Here is a 17,590-nt window from a genome sequence, read left to right as displayed (position 1 = left end):
GAGAACGACAGTCGCACCGCTCCCCGCCGAGATCCCGCTATCCGTCGAGCCGGTAGATGCCGTACCCGAACCCCTGCGCGTCGATCCTGCCGTCGTCGCCGATGTGGACGCCGGAGGATTCCAGGGGTTCGGCTCCATGAACGCGGGTCGAGGAGCAACCGGCCGCGCTCTGCTGCGGGTTGATGACGACGAGGTGGTGGTCCCCGCGTCGGTACACGAAGGGATAGCCCGGGTGGAGGACTTCCACCGGGCTCCGGGCGCCGAGGTCCGGTGTGCCGGCGCGGAGGGCCACGAGGCGGCGCACCAGATGGAGGAGCGAGGTCTCGTCGGCGAGTTGGGCGGCGACGGTGGGCCGGGCGGGGGAGGGGTCGACCGGGAGGTAGAGGGCGTCGGCGGGGGCGGACGAGAAGCCGGCGTTCGGGCCGTCGTCCCACTGCATCGGGGTACGCGAACCCGCGCGGTTGTAGCGGGGGCCGAGCACGCTGCCCTCCTTGTCGGGCAGCCCCGGGATGTAGCGCATGCCGATCTCGTCGCCGTAGTAGATCGCCGGCAGGGTCGGCCAGGTCAGTTGGAAGGCGAAGGCCGCGGGCAGCTGATCGGCCGTGCGGGGGCCGCAGTTGAGGCGGGAGAAGTCGTGGTTGGCGGTGGGCAGGGAGATGAACCCGCTGTCGTCGAGGGTGGTGGCCGCCCGGTGCCAGGCCTCCACGAACGGGCGGGGCGAGCCCTTGCCGCTCGGGTCGAAGAAGCAGTCGAGCGGGTCCCAGGCCTCGTTGACCGTGCCCTCGGAGTTGCTCCACAGCGACCGCAGCGCCAGGCCGTCGGTGGGCCCGCCGAACTGGAGGAAGAAGTCGGTGTGGAAGCCCGCGGGCACCGACACCTCCGGCTCGCCCCACTCGGACAGCAGTGCCGCGTCCGGGTGCGCGCCGTCCAGCCAGTGCCGCAGCTCCGTCCAGATCCGGGCGGTCTCGGTCCTGCCCGGATCGTCCTTCACGAGCGAGGCGGCCATGTCGACGCGGAAGCCGGACACGCCGAGCCCCAGCCAGTGGTCCATGATCTCGCGCAGGGCGGCGCGGTTGGCGCGGGGACCCTCGGCGCCCACCGGACTGCGCCAGGGTTCGGCCGGATCGGCGCGCGCGTAGCCGAAGTTGAGGGCGGGCTGGCAGGCGAAGAAGTTCGGCAGATAGGCACCCGGCCGGGTCCCGGGGGAGGCGACGAAGCCGTCGGGGCGCCCTTCGGGTGTCCAGATGTACCGGTCGTCCGCCGGGTCGTCCGCGGCTGCCTCGAACCACGGGTGCTCGTCGGAGGTGTGGCCCGCGACGAGGTCCAGCAGGATGCGGATGCCGTGGCGGCGTGCCGTGTCGACCAGTTCGGCGAGGTCGTCGTTCGAGCCGTATCGGGGGGCGGTGTTCAGGTAGTCGGAGACGTCGTATCCGGCGTCCTGGAACGGCGAGGCGAAGCAGGGGTTGAGCCACACGGTGTTCACGCCCAGCCACGCGAGGTGGTCGAGGCGCTCGGCGACACCGTCGAAGTCGCCGATGCCGTCGCCGTTCGAGTCGGCGAACGACTGCGGGTAGATCTGGTAGAAGACGGCGTCGGCCAGCCATGCGGGGGCGGGACGGAACGAAGTCATGCCGGCGACCCTAGATCAGCCCGCCCGGCGCGCGCTGCCCCTGGGCAGTTTCATTTGGACCAGTGGGACGTTGATCGCAACACCTTGCGAAAGTAGCTTTCTGCGTCTGCCCTTCCAGGTGCTTCGCACGGATTGACGTTGTTATGGCTCGTCTTTGTTATGGCTCGTCTTTCGGCGGGTCTTCCAGCAGTGTGCGCAGCGAATCGAGGTTGTCCAGGCGGATGACGGTGTCAGGGTGGTCCGGGCCGAGCGCGGCCTCGCTGACGGCCAGCGCCCGCCACCAGCGGCAACGCCTTCGCGAAGCGCAGAGCACTGAACGTCCTGGCGAGATTACCCAGCCGCAGGCGGTGTGAGGGTGGTCCGTAGGCGCCAGGTGTAGGTGGCCGAGTTCCTCGGCCAGCTCGGTCAGCCCTGCAGTGTCGCCGTCGGCCCGGCGTCCGGTGATCTCCTGCAACACCTTCACCGAAACCTCCGGAGTCAGGGTGTCCAGGCGCAGGGGCGCGCCGAGGTCGCGCCAGGGTAGGCCGCGTCGAGTGGTGACCAAGGTCTGGCCGGTGCCCAAACGGCCGAGATATAGGTGCAGGCTTCCGCACCAGCGACGCCGTCGAGGCATGGACGCAGGCACTGCGTTTGAAAGCTCTGCTGGAGGAGCACGACGACGAGGTGATCCTGATGGCCGAGGTGCTCACTGCCGAGGACACGCGGCGGATGGCGACGGTGCTTCCAGACGCTGAGTTCTGCTACGTCCACCCTCGGATGGACCCCGAGACACATGACTACGCGGAGTTCAGCTTGGCGATCACCGCCGCGGAGGACTCCGCGCTGGAGCCAGAACTGCCTTTGGAAGTCCTGCACTATGTTCAACTGTGCAAGTGGTGATACCGGGGCGTACGGGTGGGTTCACGGGGCAGGTCGGACGGTGTGCGCGTGCGGCGGTGAACTGTGGCGGCCGTCGACGTACTGGACAAAGACCAGGACAACGGAGTGGGGCTCTGAGCTGAGGCTTTAGCGCAGACGCGAGACGACCTGACTCAGAGCGTGAGCGACAGGGCCAGTCGGTGGGCGGATCGAGAGCGGGCAACTGCCGATTTCCGTATCCTCGGAGTGAGCCCTCGGGGGAGGGTCGCATCGGGGGTGTGGGCTTATGGCCATCAGCTCGGAAATGGCTCGGTACATGAGCTCGGGTTGTTGCCCGCTATGCGGCGCCCGGATCCTCGACGCCCTGCGCACGATCTTCAATGGGGGCCTCCACGTGGTCCTGGGCGACCTATTGACCGCGAGCGGCCTGACCGCGACGGAACGCGTCCGGCTCGCTCCAACTAGCGCGAACGTGACCTTCGTGGAGCCCGACACCTTGCGCTGCGGCTACTGCCGGGAGACCTGGGAGATTCACAACAACCTTCCTCCGGCGCCCACCTCATCTTCCGCAGTCGATGTGGGAGGCATGTTCCGCCTGCCTAGGGTGCAGCAAGGTGGCGTCCCATCGAACGTTTCCCCTCCAGTCCCGGCAACCCCCCAGACGCTGTCTCCGACTCAGTTCCGCTTCACCCGACTCAGGGCGAACGCGCTCATCGAGGTTCCCGCGCGCTCTGTGCGCAAGGTCATGCGTAACGACAGCTCCACCACCGTGACCGGTGTCGAGGAGTTCGGGTGGCGCGTGGAACGAACGGTCACGGTCGAGGACCGCAATGCCACGATCAAGGGCGGTCTAGCGCGACTGACAATCGCTGGGTTCGCAGACCTCGGCGGGACTCTCGCCAAAGAGGTCAGAGAGATGTACTCAGTGACTTCGCAGGCTGAGCTTTCCCGGACGACCTCCGTGTCGACCCCGGTGCCGCCGCACTCGGCGATTGAAGTGGAGTTGACCTGGAAAATCGTGCGGCTTCCTGGGGTCGGCCTTTTCGCTGGCAGCGCGGGCGCACTGGTGGAGATGCCGTTCACCGTGGACATGGACCTGGCCGTCGAGTGGCACACGCGGAACGTCTGAGTGCGCACAGTTTCCAAGCGGGCACCGTGGAGCAGCGGTTCGTGCGAGCTGTCTGGAAGGGGATGGCCTCGGTCGGCTGGGGCGGCAGATGGCCGGACGACGCCGAGGCGGATTGGCCCGGCGTCGCCAAGTACGACGGCGTGGAGGTTGTCTTCAACGGCGACGATGTCAACTTGTCTCAGCCGACCGACCACCAGGACCGTCTTCGTTCACGTGGATGAATGGGGCGATCTTCCATGGGTAGAGAAACTCGCCGCGCACCTCGGCAGCACTGTGCTGGGAGACGCCCAGCTCGGCTGGTGAGGGGCGCGGCTCCATCAGTCCGGGCGACCTCTTGAAACTGCTGGAAAGGTCGTGAGGGCGGCTTGACTTGGATCATCAGCGCGCACCTGAACCGTCGGCTGCACGATCTCTTGGGCGAGTTCACCGAAGTGTGGATCGCGTCCATGCGACGCCTTGGAGAATGAAGGGCCGGTCAGTAGCACGCCCGTGCAAGACTCGGCAGTCAGCTTGCCGAGTCAGAAGGGGCGCTCGTCGTGTCCGACGTCATGCCGTCGCCGATTCACCTCGACAAGGTGGTCGAGGGACTCGCGACAAACCCGGCGCTTCCGGCTGAGCTCGTTCGCCGCCTCTTCGCTCATCGCAAAGGTTTTGGCTCCGTGGCCAAGCGGCCGGACCTCACCGACGAAATGATCGACGAGATCATGGCTCTCGACGACCATTGGCTCACCCATGCGCTCGCGCTCAACCGCAGCCTCCCGCATACCTTTCGGATGATGCTCACCGAGCACCCGGATCCGGATATACGCGCGGCCTTGGTGATCGCCTCGGACGGCGCACCGCGGGAGCTGTTCGAGCGGTTGGTGGGCGACGCTGACCAGCACGTACGTGAGTTCCTGGCGGAGAGAGACCACTTGCCGACAGATCTGCGCGTGCGACTGGCAGCCGACCCGGACCCGGAGATCCGGGCGACACTTGCCCAATGCTGGACCCAGGCTCCGGAAGCGGTGCGTCGGCTCCTGTTGACAGATCCCGAGGACGCAGTACGCGCAGCTGCCTGCGCGACCTACTACCGACGGCTTCCCCATCCCGTCCCGCCGGCCGACCTGATGCCGACGTTGTTGGCGGACCCGATCACGCGCGCGGGGGCGGTGCGGCACTGCACGCTGGACGCCGACACTGCTCGTTTTCTGGCCGATGACCCGGACTACAAGGTGCGCCGGGAACTGGCCGCGCACCCCGACCTTCCGCCGCCGCTGCGCGACAAGTTGGCCCAGGACCCCAGCCCGCGGGTCAGGCTCCGCGTCTTCGCCCGTCAGGACACCCCTGCGCCGACCCGTGCCGCGATCCACGCGCAGATCCTGTCCGACGCACCCTCGCTGGACGGGCCCGGCCGTCTCCCCGTCCTGGACGACGATGCGTCAGCACAGCAATTCATCATGAGTCAAATGGCGCGCGTGGAGCTTCGGACGATGCGTCTGCCGTGGGTGACCGCTGACCCGCTGCCGTACGTCCACTCGCCCTACACCTGCTTCCGTGTCTCGGCCGCCATGTCCGAGAGCCTTCCTGATCCGGTCGTTGCCCGGCTGCTCCACGACGAGAAGAGCAGCGTCCGCACGACGATGGCTCTGCACGCCCGTGACCGGGTCGACTCCGCCACCGCCGAACGCATCGACCGCACCTATCGCATGGAGAAGAAGACCCTGTGGCGTCCAGCAGACGATTTCCCCCTCCCGGTGGAGGCGCTGCGGCGCTTGGCCACCGATCCCGACCCGAGGATGCGGCAGCTGGCCCCGCGTGACCTCGACCTGCCGATGGAACTCATCGGTCGCTTGGCCGCCGATCCGGAGTACACGGTGCGCCGCGTGATCGCGGCCCATCGCAAGCTTCCGCCCCGAGAGCTGACACGGTTGTTGGCCGATCCATCGGAACGGGTGGCGATTGTCGCAGCCGGTTCCCCGAACCTGCCGGTCGAGCACATGCACGAGCTCCTCGCCCTGGCAGGCCTGTGAAACCGGCTGACCAGTCCGCGCAAGGGCCCCGTGCAAACACGGGTTTTCGAGGAGGTGGTCTGTGAACACGCCTTGACGTGGATCAACAAGCAGCGTTCACAGCCCGCTAGAACATGTGCCTGCGCGGTGGACCGAGGTCACCTTCGAGCCGGCTTGTCCGGGCGTGGATCATGGTCCCGTGATGAAGTGGACGAAGAAGACGCTTCCGGTCGGGCAGTCCGCGCATGAGCCGGAACTCTCGGCTTACCAGAGGGCGATGAGGAACCGGCTTCTCGCGGCCCCTGTGGTGCCCGCGCCCGAACCATGGCGGCCCGTGTTCGAATACGACTACGGCGTCCCTGTCGGCGGACTGCTCGGTATCGGCTTCGCTACGGACCCCGATACCGGCCACGATCTGGTGATGGTCGTCTCGCATGACGGGCACGGTCTCTTCGACGCCGTCACCGGCGAGAAGATCGCCAGGGACCGCGACCCAGATCCCGAGGACAGCACCCCCGACGCAGTTGCCGACCTTTCCTGCCCCGGGCTGGGGCCGGTCACTGGAAGCCGCGTACGCATCGCCGGACTCTTCGGCGGCGGGCTGCACACCACCACCGAAGACGGCTGGTCCCTGGAAGTCGTCACCCCGGCCTGGCCGAACGAGCGGATCCTGCTGTCAATCGACGGCGGGCTCCCCCACGAGGGTCCGCACAGAGAGAAGTGGTGGCACATCTTCCACTCGAACTACTCCACATTCCGCGCAGCCGGCTTCTCCCCCACCGGCAGAACGATCGCCATAGCGACGAGCAGCGACCTCTCCCTGTGGACTCGCAGTACGGACGACCGTCATGCCGACGGCTGAGACATGACCGAGTTCGGGTGGAAGAGCAGAAGGAGGCGGAGTTGAGCGTCACAGGTGTGTGGATCGTCGGCGCAGTGCCTGACCAAGAGGCACGGAATTTGCTGAGCGCTTCGGTTCAGAACCCGTCGATGACACCGGTGCGCTGCAACGAGCCTGGGGAGGTGGCTTGGTGGCGACGCAAGGCGCAGGCGTCCATGTTCACCACAGCGACGAGCTCTCCCGGCGATTGGAGCGCCGACGAGGACGCCCTCCGGCTGAGCGCGTTCGTCGACGCCTGCCGCGACGACTCCGACCACGCGGCGAAGTTGCGTGACACGGTCATGGATCAGTTTCCCCCCCGATATCGGGGAGGGCTTGTTCGTGGTCACGGCGCGCAAGGCCGACCCATTCTCCGCTTTGGCTTACGCGCTGGGTCCCGATGCGACGCTGCGGCTGCCGGGCCGGTTCGGGGACTTCCTTCTCGATGCCGAGCAAGTCCGCGCTGAACTGCCTGCGGTCGAGGAGACTCTCGTCCTGACCGGAACCCCACGTCGTGACGCGATCGAGCGAATCCACGCGTGGATGACCGGCTTGGGTGACGACCCCGCCCACGACGCGGACGAACTGCTTGACGGCCCGCTCCGCGTTCTCCGCCACGCCGCCCGTACAGGCCATGGGGCAGCCGGCCAAGTCCGCTGGTACTGACGTGGCCGCACACCTTCCTCTGGTCCGCCTGCTGACATAGGGGAGCTGTGTGCCGGCTGACGTAGATCGGTACGCCCCTTGTCGGACGTCGCTGGCAGCATCACCGCCATGAACGCCATCTTCAGTACCCCACCGCGGCCGTTCGACATCACCGCGCTCTTTCCTGAGCTGGCTCCTCTGGCGCGGACGGCGACCCGGCTGCACCCGCGGCCGGGCTCGCCGACCGTGCACGACAGCTCTGTCGGCGGGCCGCTCCTGTGGCCCGCCGGCGAGCCGTGGCCGTACTGCGACGAGCCGCACGACAGTCGCGTGACGACAGTCGTGCACTCTCCGGACGATGTCCGGCTCCTCCGCCACGACCGCGCCGCAGCGGCCGAGCGGTTGCGCCTGGACCCCGAGGCACCCCAGTGGACTCCCGAGGAACGGGCGACCTGGGAACGGCTCGCGGGCCGCCCGTGGTTCGACGGTCCGATCCCCCTCCTCCCCGTCGCCCAGCTCTACGCCCGCGACGTCCCCTTCCCGTGCCCGCCCGACGCGGACCTCCTCCAGGTCCTCTGGTGCCCCTTCGACCACGAGATGGCCCACCCCCGGACAGCCCTCTTCTGGCGCTCCTCCGCCACCGTCACCGACGTCCTCGACGCACCGCCCGAGCCGCCCATCGTCCAGCGGGACTGCTACCTCCCGCAGCCGTGCCTGTTCTCACCGGAGCAGGTCACCGAATTCCCCCACCCCGGGGAGCTGGGCGAGGAGCTCCGGGAGCAGTTGGACGACATGAGCCGCTGGGAGACGATCGATCCCGCGCGGTACAACACGTACGCGGACGACCCGGGCGAGCTCTACCAGAACAACCTGTCCACTGCCCCCGGCTGGAAGACCGGCGGCTGGAGCAGCTGGCCCCGCACCGACCCCAAGCCCCGCCCCTGCCCCGAGTGCGGCACCGAGCAGGTGCCGCTCCTCACCATCGCCTCCTGGGAATGGGACGGCGGCAGCGGGACTTGGATCGCCGAGGAGGAACGGACGAACCCGGCCCCGCCTCCCCTGGGCGCCCAGGACGGCAACTTCACCTTGATCGACATCATCGGCGGCTACGACCTCCAACTCCACGTCTGCCCGGCATCCCCGGACCATCCGCACATAGAACTGCTCCCGTGAGCCCTGCGGACGTCCTCCGCGCCGACGCATACGCCACTGGGCACGCGCCCTGCTGGGCAGGAGCGAGGGGCCGGTTGTGGTCGGCGACTCCGTGATCGATGTGGCGGTTTGTGACGGCGACACCGGCACCGTGGTTTCTGCGTGTCACTGCGAGCCTGTGGCCACCAGGGTCGCGGTGATGGGTTCGAGCTCGGTGATCAGTTCGTCGAGTTCGGCGGGGGACAGGGCGTCGTAGGGCGGGGTGGCGAGTTCGTCGGTGACGGTTTCGATGCGTTGTTTGGTCGCGCGGCCGGCGTCGGTGAAGTGGCCGTGGGTGTCGACGAGTCCGCGTTCGCGCATGCCGTCCATGACCGCGGCCAGGCGCTCTTTCGGCAGGTGATGGATGCGTCCGAACGACTCCGGGGGGTGGATGCCCTGGTCAAGAGCGGAGAGCACGTGGGCCTCCGTACCGCCGATGCGCGCGCCGACGAGAGCGGCGATGTGCCCGTCGCCGCGGTGCTCGCGCAGCATGGTCGCGGAATGCCACAGCCGGGCGACGGGGTCGCTGGGTACCTCAAGGGTGCGCATGCCGGCGTACATCACCCGGCCTTCGGCGGGGGCGCTCGTCGCGGCCTTGGTGGTCAGGTCCGCGGCGCGCACCAGGCCCGGGGAGCCGGCCAGCTCGTCGCCGAGGATGCGCCGTAGGGAGGCCGCGCTGCCCCGCTCCCTCGCGGCGACGGAGGCCTCGGGCGGGATCGTCTCCCAGGCGCTGGGGATGTGCCGTGCGGCTTCCCCGTCGGCGAAGTTGTAGAAGGCTGCGTGCACGACTTGGGCCGGCACCCGTCCCAGTGGTGCGGCGCGGCTGGCGAAGTAGCCGTCCCAGTAGGTGCGGTGGCCGAGTCCGGCCAGTTCCTCGTTGCACTCGTCGGCGCAGTAGGTGACCAGGCAGATCGGCTCCAGGAGCTCGAACATGCGCCGGGCGATATGAGTCGTCGGATGCAAGCGCGTCGTGCCCATTGGGTTCTCCCTTTGTCAGGTGTGTCGACTTGGACCGTCCGGCACACCGAAACTCATCGGCGACCGAAGGGACGGCGACCGAAGGGAAGCAGTGCAGATGGGTCGGTGTCCGGGCGATTGTGTATGCGAGAGCGGATTACCGCGCTCTGTCGCCGGATGCGCGGCTGATCGGTGGGTGGCCGCCGAGTGCGGTGTGGCAGCGGTGGTGGCTGTAGGTGTGCAGGAAGCCTGTCAGGGCGGTGATGCGTTCGTCGTGGCCGGCGCAGGGGCACAGACTGTGCGCAGGCGGCCCGTCGATGACCTGTGGCGTGCCAGGAACCGATGCCCCCGGAGCCACAGTGGCCCGCCTCTTTCGGGAACTCATCGCCGATACCGATCCGCGCCCCACCGACCGGGACGACCTCTAAGCTGGACGCGATGTTCACCCCGCAAGGTCCCAGCCTCCGCGAACTCGCCGTCCAGGCCCTGTCCTCCGTCGAGCACGGCTACGACCTGCTCGCGCCCAAGTTCGACCACACGCCCTTCCGGACGCCGGACTCGATTCTCGACGCGGTCGGGCGGGCGCTGCGGCCCATGGGGCCGTTCCGGGCGGGCCTGGACCTGTGCTGCGGAACCGGTGCGGGCATGGACGTCCTGCGGGGGCTGTGCCGGGACTCGGTCACCGGGATCGACATCAGCGCGGGGATGCTGGCCGTCGGACGCGCGGGGCACCGGGCCGGCGCCGCGCCGTCCATGGCCTGGGTGCGGGGCGACGCCCGCGCGCTGCCCTTCGGTCCCGCGTTCGACCTGGTCGTGAGCTTCGGGGCGTTCGGGCACTTCCTGCCTCGGGAGCTTCCGGGGCTGTTCGCCGGGGTGCACCGGGTCTTGCGGCCGGGTGGGCGGTTCGCGTTCCCCGTCACGGCTCCGCCCCGCCCGAGCTCGCCCTGGTTCTGGGCCCTGCTGGGCTTCGACGCGGTGATGCGGGTGCGCAACGCCGTGTGGCGCCCGCCGTTCGTCATGTACTACCGGTCCTTCCGCCTGGGTGAGGTGCGGCGGGAGCTGGTTTCGGCCGGTTTCGACGTGGAGCTTCAGGCGCTGCCCGAGTTCGGCACGCGGCCCGACGGCAGCCCGCGGTGCCGCATGGTGGTGGCGACCCGGACACCGGACGCGGCCTCCCTTTGACCCCTCGGGTCCGCCTGTCGTGGCCGAAGCACGCCCTTGAGTGCGTTTGTTTTCCAAACCATGTGGGCTACAGTAAGTCTGTTTTTCAAACTAACTATCTCATGCCCGTCCTCAGGACCGACTGTGCGAGGAACCGCGATGAAGATCCCCCTGTCCGCCGGCGCACCCGCGCTGACCACCCGTTTCGGGGTGCACGATGGCATCTGATCTGCGCGCCGCGGCGACCGCACCGCGCACGGCTCCCGGAGCGAGCCCGCTGCCGGTCCTCGTCGCCGCCTGCCTCGGCCTGTTCACCGTCTTCCTCCAGACCACCCAGACCATCGGCACCCTCAGCGCGGTCCAGGACGACCTGGGCCTCGGCCCGGCCGACCTCGTCTGGGTGCCCAGCACGTACACGCTCGTGGTGGCCGCCTGTGTGCTGGGAGCCGGAGCGCTCGCCGACCGGTGGGGCCGGCGGAGCGTCTTCCTCGCCGGGGCCGTCACCATGGCGGTCGGCGGAGTCGTCCTGGTCCTCGCAGGCAACCTGGCCACCGTGCTCGCCGGGCAGGCGGTCGCGGGCCTGGGCGGCGCCCTCATCACGCCCAGCTCGCTCGCGCTAGTCACCCACGCGGTCCCCGACCCCAAGCGCCGGGCGGGCGCGATCGCCGCCTGGGCCGCCACCTCGGGCCTCGGTCTGGCGATCGGCCCCGTCACGGCCGGCCTCGCCCTGCGCTGGTGGACGTGGCACAGCGCGTTCTGGCTGAACGCGGCGGTCGCCGTCCTCGCCGTCGTCGTCGCCCTGCGGTTCGTCCCGGAGTCCCGGAACCCGTCCCAGCGCCTGGACTGGCCGGGCCAGGTGACGGCCATGGCCGGGCTGGGACTGATGGTCTTCTGGCTCATCGACGGCGGACACCACGGTTACGGCTCGCCGCGCGCGATCGCGGCCGTCGCCGCCTCGGTCGCGCTGCTCGCCGCGTTCGTCCTGATCGAACTGCGGCGCGCGGCGCCCATGGTCGACCTGCGGCTGCTGCGCGACCCCTCCTACGGCGCCTCGCTGGTGCTCGCCGCGATCGTGCTGTTCGCCTTCGTCGGCCTCTCGCTCCTCGAGGTGCTGTGGCTGCAGCGGGTCCGGGGACTGAGCGCCCTGGAGGTCGGTGCCCAACTCCTCGCACAGTTCGGCACGTTCATCGCCGCGTCCGTCCTCGCGGGCGTGCTCGTACGGCGTCTGGGGCCGCGCACCCTGATCAGCGCGGGGCTGCTGTTCGCGGCCGTCGGAGCCGCGCTCTTCGCGCAGGTCGGACCCGGCACCTCGTTCACCGGATACGTCGCCGCATTCGTCCTGTTCGGACTGGGCAGCGGCCTCGCCAACGCGCCGTCCACCGCGCTCGCGGTCGGCCATGTGCCGCGCGGACGCGAGGGCGAGGCGGGCGGCACGGTGAACGCGGCCCGCCAGATCGGCGCCGTCCTCGGCACCAGTGTCCTCGGCACACTCATGACCTCGCGTTTCGAGGACCGGGTCACCCAGGTCCGCGATCCGCGTGCCGCCTTCACCGACGCTGTCGGCTCCACCGTGTGGGTCGTCGTGGCGGTGCTCCTGGCCGGAGCGGCCGTCGCGCTCGCCCTCTCGGCGTGGACGCGGCGCACCACACCCGCCCGCAACGGCTGAGGGATACGCCCCGCCGCGGCGCCGCCACCCGCGCGGGCCCGGGCCCCCGGAACGAACCGGGGACCCGGGCCCGACGCATCCGATCCGGGAACCCGGCCTGCCGTACGGAAGGCCGGGCTCGGTGGCGCCGCCGTCAGAGCGGCGCGTGTCCGGTCAGCCGCGGATGAATTCCAGCAGGTCGGCATTGAAGGCCTGCTCGAACTCGCCCACCAGACCGTGCGGCGCGCCCGGGTACACCTTGAGCGTCGCGTCCTTGACCAGCTCGGCCGTCTTCAGCGCGGCGGCCGCGATCGGCACGATCTGGTCGTCGTCGCCGTGCGCGACCAGCGTCGGCACGTCGATGCGGGCCAGGTCCTCGGTGAAGTCGGTCTCGGAGAACTGCCGGATGCAGTCGTACGCCGCCTTCAGACCGGCCTGCATGCCCTGCAGCCAGAACTCGTCGCGCTTGCCCTGCGACACGGCCGAACCCTCACGGTTGGCGCCGAAGAACGGCACGCTCAGCTCTTGGTAGAACTGCGAACGGTCCGCCGCCACACCGGCCCTGATCCCGTCGAAGGCGTCGAGCGGAGTGCCCTCCGGGTTCGCGTCCGTCTTCAGCATCAGCGGCGGAACGGCACCCAGCAGCACCGCCTTGGCCACCCGCGCGCTGCCGTGCCGGCCGATGTAGCGGGCGACCTCGCCGCCGCCGGTCGAGTGCCCCACCAGGATCACGTCGGTGAGGTCCAGCTTCTCGATCAGTTCGGCCAGGTCGTCGGCGTACTGGTCCATGTGGTTGCCCTGCCACGGCTGCGCGGAGCGGCCGTGCCCGCGGCGGTCGTGGGCGACGGCGCGGAAGCCGTTCTCCGCGACGAGCCGCATCTGACCGTCCCAGGCGTCCGCGTTCAGCGGCCAGCCGTGGCTGAAGACGACGGGCTGCCCGCTGCCCCAGTCCTTGTAGAAGATGTCGGTGCCGTCGGACGTCGTGAACGTACTCATGGGTGTTCCCTTTCGAATGGTGAAGCGATGTGCGCGTGGTGGTGCGACGTGGCGTGCGGGCGCCGTACGGCCGGTGGTCGCGCGCAGCCGGTCACACGGAGCGGCGGACGAAGTCCGGCGCCGTGTCGGCTGCTTCCGGCCGGCCGTGGTCGATGGTCAGCGCATGTCCCCGGTCCTTGATCTGGGTGATCTCGGTGGCGCAGGGGCTGTGCGGCTGTTTCTTGCGTGAGCGACGGGCGATGGGGCCACGCACCACGTGGTCCTCAGGCCCGGGACGATCAGTCGCGGGCCGCCGTCGGGGTTCTCGGCACCGGACCGGAGGAGGCCGCCGAGGCGGTGGCCGACGCCGGGAAGCCGACCGGAAGGCGGTCCGCGGCGTCGGCCCGGTCGATCCGTTGCACGTCGTTGGTGGTCACGTCGTCGACGCTAGACGTGATCGGCGCTCCTGGGATCGGTCACGTGACTGTCATCGTGTACCGGACACCGATCCGACCAGGTCGCGGCCCCGGCCGCCGCCACCCATGTCCTCGGGTTCCGCGCCGGGACGGGGGCCTGGCGGAGGACGGCCCTCCGTGCGTCGCCCGGCCGGCGTCCCGGCGCGGTCAGCCGGCCGCCGGGAGCGTGAACTCGTACACCAGGGCGTCCTGCCGGGCGTCGACGACGAGGTCGGTGATCTCCAGGGGGCGGTCGTACTGGTCGTGGACGCGCCGGGTGACCCTGACCGACTCGGGGAGGCGGGTGATCGCGTCCCGGTGGTGCAGGGTCAGCCCCGCCTTGCGCATCCAGTCGTAGGCCCTGCGCAGCTGTGCCGACGCGGTGCCGTCGGCGCGGTCCCGGTAGCGGGCCAGCTCCTCGACCTCGGTGACCGCCACCGCGGAGAAGGACGTCACGGCCGTCCGCAGCCCCGTGCCGTCCGCCGCGGTCGACTCGTAGCGGTGGACCAGGGTCGGCCGGCGCGGAGCGAGACCGAGGGCCTCCGCGTGTTCCGGCGGGGGTGTCTCCCAGGTCACGGTGGTCCGCTGGAGCGTGGGTGGTTCGGGGCTGAGCGCCCCGACCGGGAAGTCCAGGGAGGGGACGTGCTCGGCGGCGGTGCCGGGCAGCGTGGCGTGGCTGCCGCGCCGGTCGGTGGAGACCGTGCCCTCGCGCCGCAGCAGTTGCAGCGCCTGCCGAACCGTCTCGCGGCTCACGCCGAATCGTGCGGCCAACTCCCTTTCTGCCGGGAGACGTTCACCGGGTGCCACGGTTCCGTCGCGCAGCTCGCCGAGCAACTGCGTGGCGATCCGTGCGTAGAGCGGCTCGTGGTCGGATGACTGGGTGGTGCGGGCCATGTCCGCGCCTCCTGGATGGTGACAAGGCGTAGCCGTGCGGGCTCATTGCGCCACCACATCTAGCATTGGTCTAAACCACCAGGAAAGAGCGGTCGGGCAGTTCGGCCGATTTCAGTCCGCGCGCCACGGCGGGCGCGGACCCCCTCAGAGCGAGCTGTACAGCGCGTCGACGAGCGCCGTCTTCCGTGGGTCGTCGGCGATGTGCGGGCCCATGCGGTTCATGACGTACCCCAGGGACACCCCCGCCTCCGGGTCGGCGAGACCGCACGAGCCGCCGAACCCGTCATGACCGAAAGCCCTCGGGTTGGGCCCGTACGAGCCGTTGGCCCCGCTCAGCCACAGCCCGAGCCCGATCTCGGTCTCGCTCTCGAACCCGGCGCCCAGGACGAGATCGCGGCAGCTGCCCTGTCCCTCGCGTACCCGCTCGGCGGCCTCCGGTGACAGCAGCTTCCGGGAGCCGTACGTACCCCGGCCGGCGAAGATCCCGTACAGCGCGGCCACCGCGCGCGCCGTCCCGTGGCCGTTGGCCGCGGGGATCTCGGCCGCCCGCCAGCGGGCCGTGTTGGCCTCCCCGGCGCCGACCGCCGGATTGGCCAGCGCGGCGAGCGCGGCGGGCGCCAACTGGGCGAAGACGGCGGCCTGTTCGCTGGTCGTCGCGGCCGGCGGATGCACCAGCTCGGCCGCCCGCTCCGCGTCCTTCTCCGGCAGCCCGATGGTGAAGTCGATGCCGAGCGGGCCGGTCACCTCGTGCTCCAGGAACGCGCCCGGCAGCAGCCCCGAGACCCGCCTCACCACCTCGCCGACGAGATGGCCGAAGGTGAGCGCGTGATAGCCGGACCGCGTTCCCGGCTCCCACCAGGGCTCCTGGGCGGCCAGCCGCTGCACGGTCAACTCCCAGTCGCACAGCTGGGCGAACGAGTGCGGCTCACGCAGTCCGGACAGTCCCGCCCGGTGCGACAGTAGATGCCGTACGAGGACGTTCTCCTTGCCGGCCGCCGCGAACTCCGGCCAGTACTCGGCCACGGGGGCGTCGAAGTCGAGCAGCCCCCGGTCGGCCAGGATATGGGCGCACAGGGCCGTCGGCCCCTTCGACGTCGACCACACGTTCACCAGGGTGTCCCGTTCCCAGGGACGGGTGCGCGCGGCGTCGGCCCAGCCGCCCCACAGGTCAACCACCGTCTCCCCGTGCAGCGTGACCGCCACCGCCGCTCCCAGCTCCTCGCGGTCCCGGAAGTTCTCCTCGAACGCGGTGCGCACCGCCGCGAAACGCTCGTCGCAGTGGCCTTGGACGTCGGACGGGTGCTGGGACATGGGACCTCCGTCGTGCGGACGCGGGCGTCCCCGGACGAACCCCGGGTCCGCCTGAACGTACCGACTGGTCGGACTGGAGGGAAGTGCGGTGGCCGGATCCACCCCGGAGGGCGGGCGCCCGGGCGGACCGGCCCGGCGCCCCGCCAGGTACTCCCGGGCCGGGTCCCGCGCGCCCGGGCGGCGCCGGACGGCACCCCGACGACACCCCCTAGGTCAGGAAGCGCGAACCGGCCGGTTCCTGATGGCCCTCCAGCGTGTGCCAGTAGTCACGGGTCTCCACGGCCAGCCCGTCCGCGCCGAAGCGGACGAACACGCAGCCCGCCAGCGTCGTCGGCTGTCCGTCCTCCTCGGCCAGGACGCGGAACTCGGCCACCGCGAGACCGTCCTGCCCGACGACTGGTTCGGAGAACCGAACGTCGATCGTGTGCTCGGCCGCGAAGGACCACCGTACGTACGCGGCGAGTTCGTCCCGCCCCCGGTGCGGTTCGCGGAAGGGCATCGACCGGTGGACGCAGTCCGCCGCGTACAACTCCAGGATCGCTTCGACGTCGTGGTCCGCCCAGGCCCGCTCCCACACCCGGACGAAGTGCCGCGCCGCCCGCCCCGTGTCCATCGCGGCGCTCAGACGTGCGCGGGCAGCCAGTGCAACTGGGCCGCCTGCTGGTAGGGGCCGCCGCCCTCGTGGTCGTTGAAGTCGTACACCTCGATCTTCTTCTCCTCGTGCGCCCAGGCGTTGTACGCCGCGAAGACCGTCGACGGCGGGCAGGTCTGGTCCTCCAGCGCCGCCGAGAACAGGGCGGGTGCCCGTCCGCGCGCGGCGAAGTGCACTCCGTCGAAGTACGAGAGCGTGCGCAGCACCTGATCGGTTCGGCCACGGTGGGTCTTGAGGTAGTTGCCGATCTCGCGGTAGGGAGCGCGGTCGGTGAGCACGGTGGCGCGCGGGAAGTCGCACAGGAACGGCACGTCGGGCGCGATCGCGGCCAGATCCGGCACCAGGCCGCCCACCGCGATGGTGATGCCGCCGCCCTGGCTGCCGCCGAGGGCCGCGGTGCGGGCCGCGTCGACCAGCGGGTGGGTGCGCGCCGCCTCCACGGCGCGCACCGCGTCCGTGAACAGCCGCCGGTAGTAGTAGGTCTCGGGGTCCTCGACCCCGCGCGTCATGAAGCCCGGGAACGAGGGCGCGCTGCCCACCGGGTCCGGGGTCTCGCCGCCGCCCCACGCACTGGCCTGGCCGCGCGTGTCCATCACGAAGTGCGCGAAGCCCGCCGAGGCCCACAGCAGATGGGTGTGCGCCAGTCCGCGTCCGCCGCCGTACCCGATGTACTCGACGACCGTGGGCAGCGGCGCGTCCGCTCCGGCGGGCACCGTCAGCCAGCCCTTGACCGGGTGCCCGCCGAAGCCGGCGAACGTGACGTCGTAGGTGTCGACGGTCTTCAGAGGGGTCGCGAACGGCTCGAACCGGGCGGCGAGATCGTGCTCGCGGGTCTCCTGGAGCGTCTTGGCCCAGAAGGCGTCGAAGTCCTCGGGCTCGGTGGACGCGCTGCGATAGCCGCGGAGTTCGTCGAGAGGGAGGTCGAACAGGGCCATGAAGGACCACCTTTGGCATCGAAGGTGCGGATGATCACACCGTACGTGTGCCGTCAGGGGGCCGCCAGAGCCTGCCGCGCGCCGCCCGGCGTCACGCGGACGGCCCGGCCGAACGGAGCGATCCGGACGCGGTGGCCTGTGCCGAACCGCCCGCCGCGGCCGAGGCGCCCGGCGCCGGCCGAACCGCTCGATCCTGACGTGACGGGCCCTGTCGGACCGCTCGATCCTGACGTGACGGGCCCTGTCGGACCGCTCGATCCTGACGTGATGGGCCCTGCCGG

19 protein-coding genes are annotated in these 17,590 nt (G+C 70.2%); 8 read left to right on the top strand and 11 right to left on the bottom strand.

What is annotated here, in order from left to right; translation table 11 throughout:
* Positions 1-37: 37 nt before the first annotated feature.
* Both ABEB03_RS39910 and ABEB03_RS39905 read right to left on the bottom strand, forming a co-directional pair.
* Positions 38-1,630 (bottom strand): alpha-amylase family glycosyl hydrolase, encoded by a 1,593-nt coding sequence (locus ABEB03_RS39910; RefSeq protein WP_345657889.1) that lies wholly within the window; start codon positions 1,628-1,630, stop codon positions 38-40.
* Positions 1,631-1,787: 157 nt separating this feature from the next.
* Positions 1,788-2,192, bottom strand: a complete 405-nt coding sequence (locus tag ABEB03_RS39905; RefSeq protein ID WP_345657888.1) for a hypothetical protein — start codon at positions 2,190-2,192, stop codon at positions 1,788-1,790.
* Positions 2,193-2,260: 68 nt separating this feature from the next.
* On the opposite strand from ABEB03_RS39905, the gene ABEB03_RS39900 reads away from it, so the two are divergent.
* The 4 genes from ABEB03_RS39900 (at position 2,261) to ABEB03_RS39885 (ending at position 6,470) form a co-directional block, all read left to right on the top strand.
* Positions 2,261-2,509 (top strand): hypothetical protein, encoded by a 249-nt coding sequence (locus ABEB03_RS39900; protein ID WP_345657887.1) that lies wholly within the window; start codon positions 2,261-2,263, stop codon positions 2,507-2,509.
* 265 nt (positions 2,510-2,774) lie between these two features.
* On the top strand, positions 2,775-3,617 hold the full coding sequence (locus ABEB03_RS39895; RefSeq protein ID WP_345657885.1) for a hypothetical protein: 843 nt from the start codon (positions 2,775-2,777) through the stop codon (positions 3,615-3,617).
* Positions 3,618-4,153: 536 nt separating this feature from the next.
* The gene (locus ABEB03_RS39890; protein WP_345657884.1) at positions 4,154-5,629 is read left to right on the top strand and encodes a hypothetical protein; all 1,476 of its coding nucleotides are present in this window, start codon (positions 4,154-4,156) and stop codon (positions 5,627-5,629) included.
* A 256-nt stretch (positions 5,630-5,885) separates the two neighbouring features.
* A complete protein-coding gene (locus ABEB03_RS39885) occupies positions 5,886-6,470 on the top strand; it encodes a hypothetical protein (RefSeq protein ID WP_345657883.1) in 585 nt (194 codons plus the stop codon).
* Positions 6,471-6,585: 115 nt separating this feature from the next.
* On the opposite strand, the gene ABEB03_RS39880 is transcribed toward ABEB03_RS39885, so the two are convergent.
* Positions 6,586-6,792: a hypothetical protein gene (locus tag ABEB03_RS39880; RefSeq protein ID WP_345657882.1), complete on the bottom strand. Its 207-nt coding sequence runs from the start codon at positions 6,790-6,792 to the stop codon at positions 6,586-6,588.
* A gap of 32 nt (positions 6,793-6,824) precedes the next feature.
* Here ABEB03_RS39880 and ABEB03_RS39875 point away from each other — a divergent pair, with 32 nt between their 5' ends.
* Together ABEB03_RS39875 and ABEB03_RS39870 are read left to right on the top strand one after the other, a co-directional pair.
* On the top strand, positions 6,825-7,154 hold the full coding sequence (locus ABEB03_RS39875; protein ID WP_345657881.1) for a hypothetical protein: 330 nt from the start codon (positions 6,825-6,827) through the stop codon (positions 7,152-7,154).
* 108 nt (positions 7,155-7,262) lie between these two features.
* Positions 7,263-8,306, top strand: a complete 1,044-nt coding sequence (locus tag ABEB03_RS39870) for a hypothetical protein (RefSeq protein ID WP_345657880.1) — start codon at positions 7,263-7,265, stop codon at positions 8,304-8,306.
* A 144-nt stretch (positions 8,307-8,450) separates the two neighbouring features.
* Here the strand turns inward: ABEB03_RS39870 and ABEB03_RS39865 are convergent, their stop codons facing one another.
* Positions 8,451-9,302, bottom strand: a complete 852-nt coding sequence (locus tag ABEB03_RS39865; RefSeq protein WP_345657879.1) for an SCO6745 family protein — start codon at positions 9,300-9,302, stop codon at positions 8,451-8,453.
* 417 nt (positions 9,303-9,719) lie between these two features.
* Between ABEB03_RS39865 and ABEB03_RS39860 the strand changes: the two genes are divergently transcribed.
* Both ABEB03_RS39860 and ABEB03_RS39855 read left to right on the top strand, forming a co-directional pair.
* Positions 9,720-10,463: a class I SAM-dependent methyltransferase gene (locus tag ABEB03_RS39860; RefSeq protein WP_345657878.1), complete on the top strand. Its 744-nt coding sequence runs from the start codon at positions 9,720-9,722 to the stop codon at positions 10,461-10,463.
* A 196-nt stretch (positions 10,464-10,659) separates the two neighbouring features.
* Complete coding sequence (locus ABEB03_RS39855; protein WP_345657877.1) at positions 10,660-12,108, top strand: MFS transporter; 1,449 nt, start codon at positions 10,660-10,662, stop codon at positions 12,106-12,108.
* 153 nt (positions 12,109-12,261) lie between these two features.
* On the opposite strand, the gene ABEB03_RS39850 is transcribed toward ABEB03_RS39855, so the two are convergent.
* The 7 genes from ABEB03_RS39850 to ABEB03_RS39820 all read right to left on the bottom strand — a co-directional run bounded on the left by ABEB03_RS39850 (position 12,262) and on the right by ABEB03_RS39820 (position 17,309).
* The gene (locus ABEB03_RS39850; RefSeq protein ID WP_345657875.1) at positions 12,262-13,083 is read right to left on the bottom strand and encodes an alpha/beta fold hydrolase; all 822 of its coding nucleotides are present in this window, start codon (positions 13,081-13,083) and stop codon (positions 12,262-12,264) included.
* A gap of 91 nt (positions 13,084-13,174) precedes the next feature.
* Positions 13,175-13,336, bottom strand: a complete 162-nt coding sequence (locus ABEB03_RS39845; protein WP_345657873.1) for a hypothetical protein — start codon at positions 13,334-13,336, stop codon at positions 13,175-13,177.
* 25 nt (positions 13,337-13,361) lie between these two features.
* Positions 13,362-13,499 (bottom strand): hypothetical protein, encoded by a 138-nt coding sequence (locus ABEB03_RS39840; RefSeq protein WP_345657872.1) that lies wholly within the window; start codon positions 13,497-13,499, stop codon positions 13,362-13,364.
* Positions 13,500-13,685: 186 nt separating this feature from the next.
* Entirely contained in the window at positions 13,686-14,411 is a 726-nt protein-coding gene (locus ABEB03_RS39835) for a GntR family transcriptional regulator (protein WP_345657871.1), read from the bottom strand.
* A 144-nt stretch (positions 14,412-14,555) separates the two neighbouring features.
* Positions 14,556-15,722, bottom strand: a complete 1,167-nt coding sequence (locus ABEB03_RS39830; RefSeq protein ID WP_345657869.1) for a serine hydrolase domain-containing protein — start codon at positions 15,720-15,722, stop codon at positions 14,556-14,558.
* A 208-nt stretch (positions 15,723-15,930) separates the two neighbouring features.
* Positions 15,931-16,335: a nuclear transport factor 2 family protein gene (locus ABEB03_RS39825; RefSeq protein ID WP_345657868.1), complete on the bottom strand. Its 405-nt coding sequence runs from the start codon at positions 16,333-16,335 to the stop codon at positions 15,931-15,933.
* 8 nt (positions 16,336-16,343) lie between these two features.
* A complete protein-coding gene (locus ABEB03_RS39820; protein ID WP_345657867.1) occupies positions 16,344-17,309 on the bottom strand; it encodes an acetylxylan esterase in 966 nt (321 codons plus the stop codon).
* Positions 17,310-17,590 lie beyond the last annotated feature (281 nt).

This window comes from Streptomyces siamensis (assembly GCF_039543605.1).
Lineage (GTDB): Bacteria > Actinomycetota > Actinomycetes > Streptomycetales > Streptomycetaceae > Streptomyces > Streptomyces siamensis.
Note: the sequence above shows the minus strand (reverse complement) of the source record. Positions and strands in the feature narration are given on the sequence as shown.

What these genes read in the sequence shown, in the direction of transcription:
- ABEB03_RS39835 (WP_345657871.1), bottom strand. Translation starts at nt 14,411, where the DNA reads ATGGCCCGCACCACCCAGTCATCCGACCACGAGCCGCTCTACGCACGG.
- ABEB03_RS39850 (WP_345657875.1), bottom strand. Translation starts at nt 13,083, where the DNA reads ATGAGTACGTTCACGACGTCCGACGGCACCGACATCTTCTACAAGGAC.
- ABEB03_RS39880 (WP_345657882.1), bottom strand. Translation starts at nt 6,792, where the DNA reads ATGACCGTGTCACGCAACTTCGCCGCGTGGTCGGAGTCGTCGCGGCAG.
- ABEB03_RS39870 (WP_345657880.1), top strand. Translation starts at nt 7,263, where the DNA reads ATGAACGCCATCTTCAGTACCCCACCGCGGCCGTTCGACATCACCGCG.
- ABEB03_RS39895 (WP_345657885.1), top strand. Translation starts at nt 2,775, where the DNA reads ATGGCCATCAGCTCGGAAATGGCTCGGTACATGAGCTCGGGTTGTTGC.
- ABEB03_RS39910 (WP_345657889.1), bottom strand. Translation starts at nt 1,630, where the DNA reads ATGACTTCGTTCCGTCCCGCCCCCGCATGGCTGGCCGACGCCGTCTTC.
- ABEB03_RS39860 (WP_345657878.1), top strand. Translation starts at nt 9,720, where the DNA reads ATGTTCACCCCGCAAGGTCCCAGCCTCCGCGAACTCGCCGTCCAGGCC.
- ABEB03_RS39820 (WP_345657867.1), bottom strand. Translation starts at nt 17,309, where the DNA reads ATGGCCCTGTTCGACCTCCCTCTCGACGAACTCCGCGGCTATCGCAGC.
- ABEB03_RS39830 (WP_345657869.1), bottom strand. Translation starts at nt 15,722, where the DNA reads ATGTCCCAGCACCCGTCCGACGTCCAAGGCCACTGCGACGAGCGTTTC.
- ABEB03_RS39825 (WP_345657868.1), bottom strand. Translation starts at nt 16,335, where the DNA reads ATGGACACGGGGCGGGCGGCGCGGCACTTCGTCCGGGTGTGGGAGCGG.
- ABEB03_RS39885 (WP_345657883.1), top strand. Translation starts at nt 5,886, where the DNA reads ATGAGGAACCGGCTTCTCGCGGCCCCTGTGGTGCCCGCGCCCGAACCA.
- ABEB03_RS39855 (WP_345657877.1), top strand. Translation starts at nt 10,660, where the DNA reads ATGGCATCTGATCTGCGCGCCGCGGCGACCGCACCGCGCACGGCTCCC.
- ABEB03_RS39865 (WP_345657879.1), bottom strand. Translation starts at nt 9,302, where the DNA reads ATGGGCACGACGCGCTTGCATCCGACGACTCATATCGCCCGGCGCATG.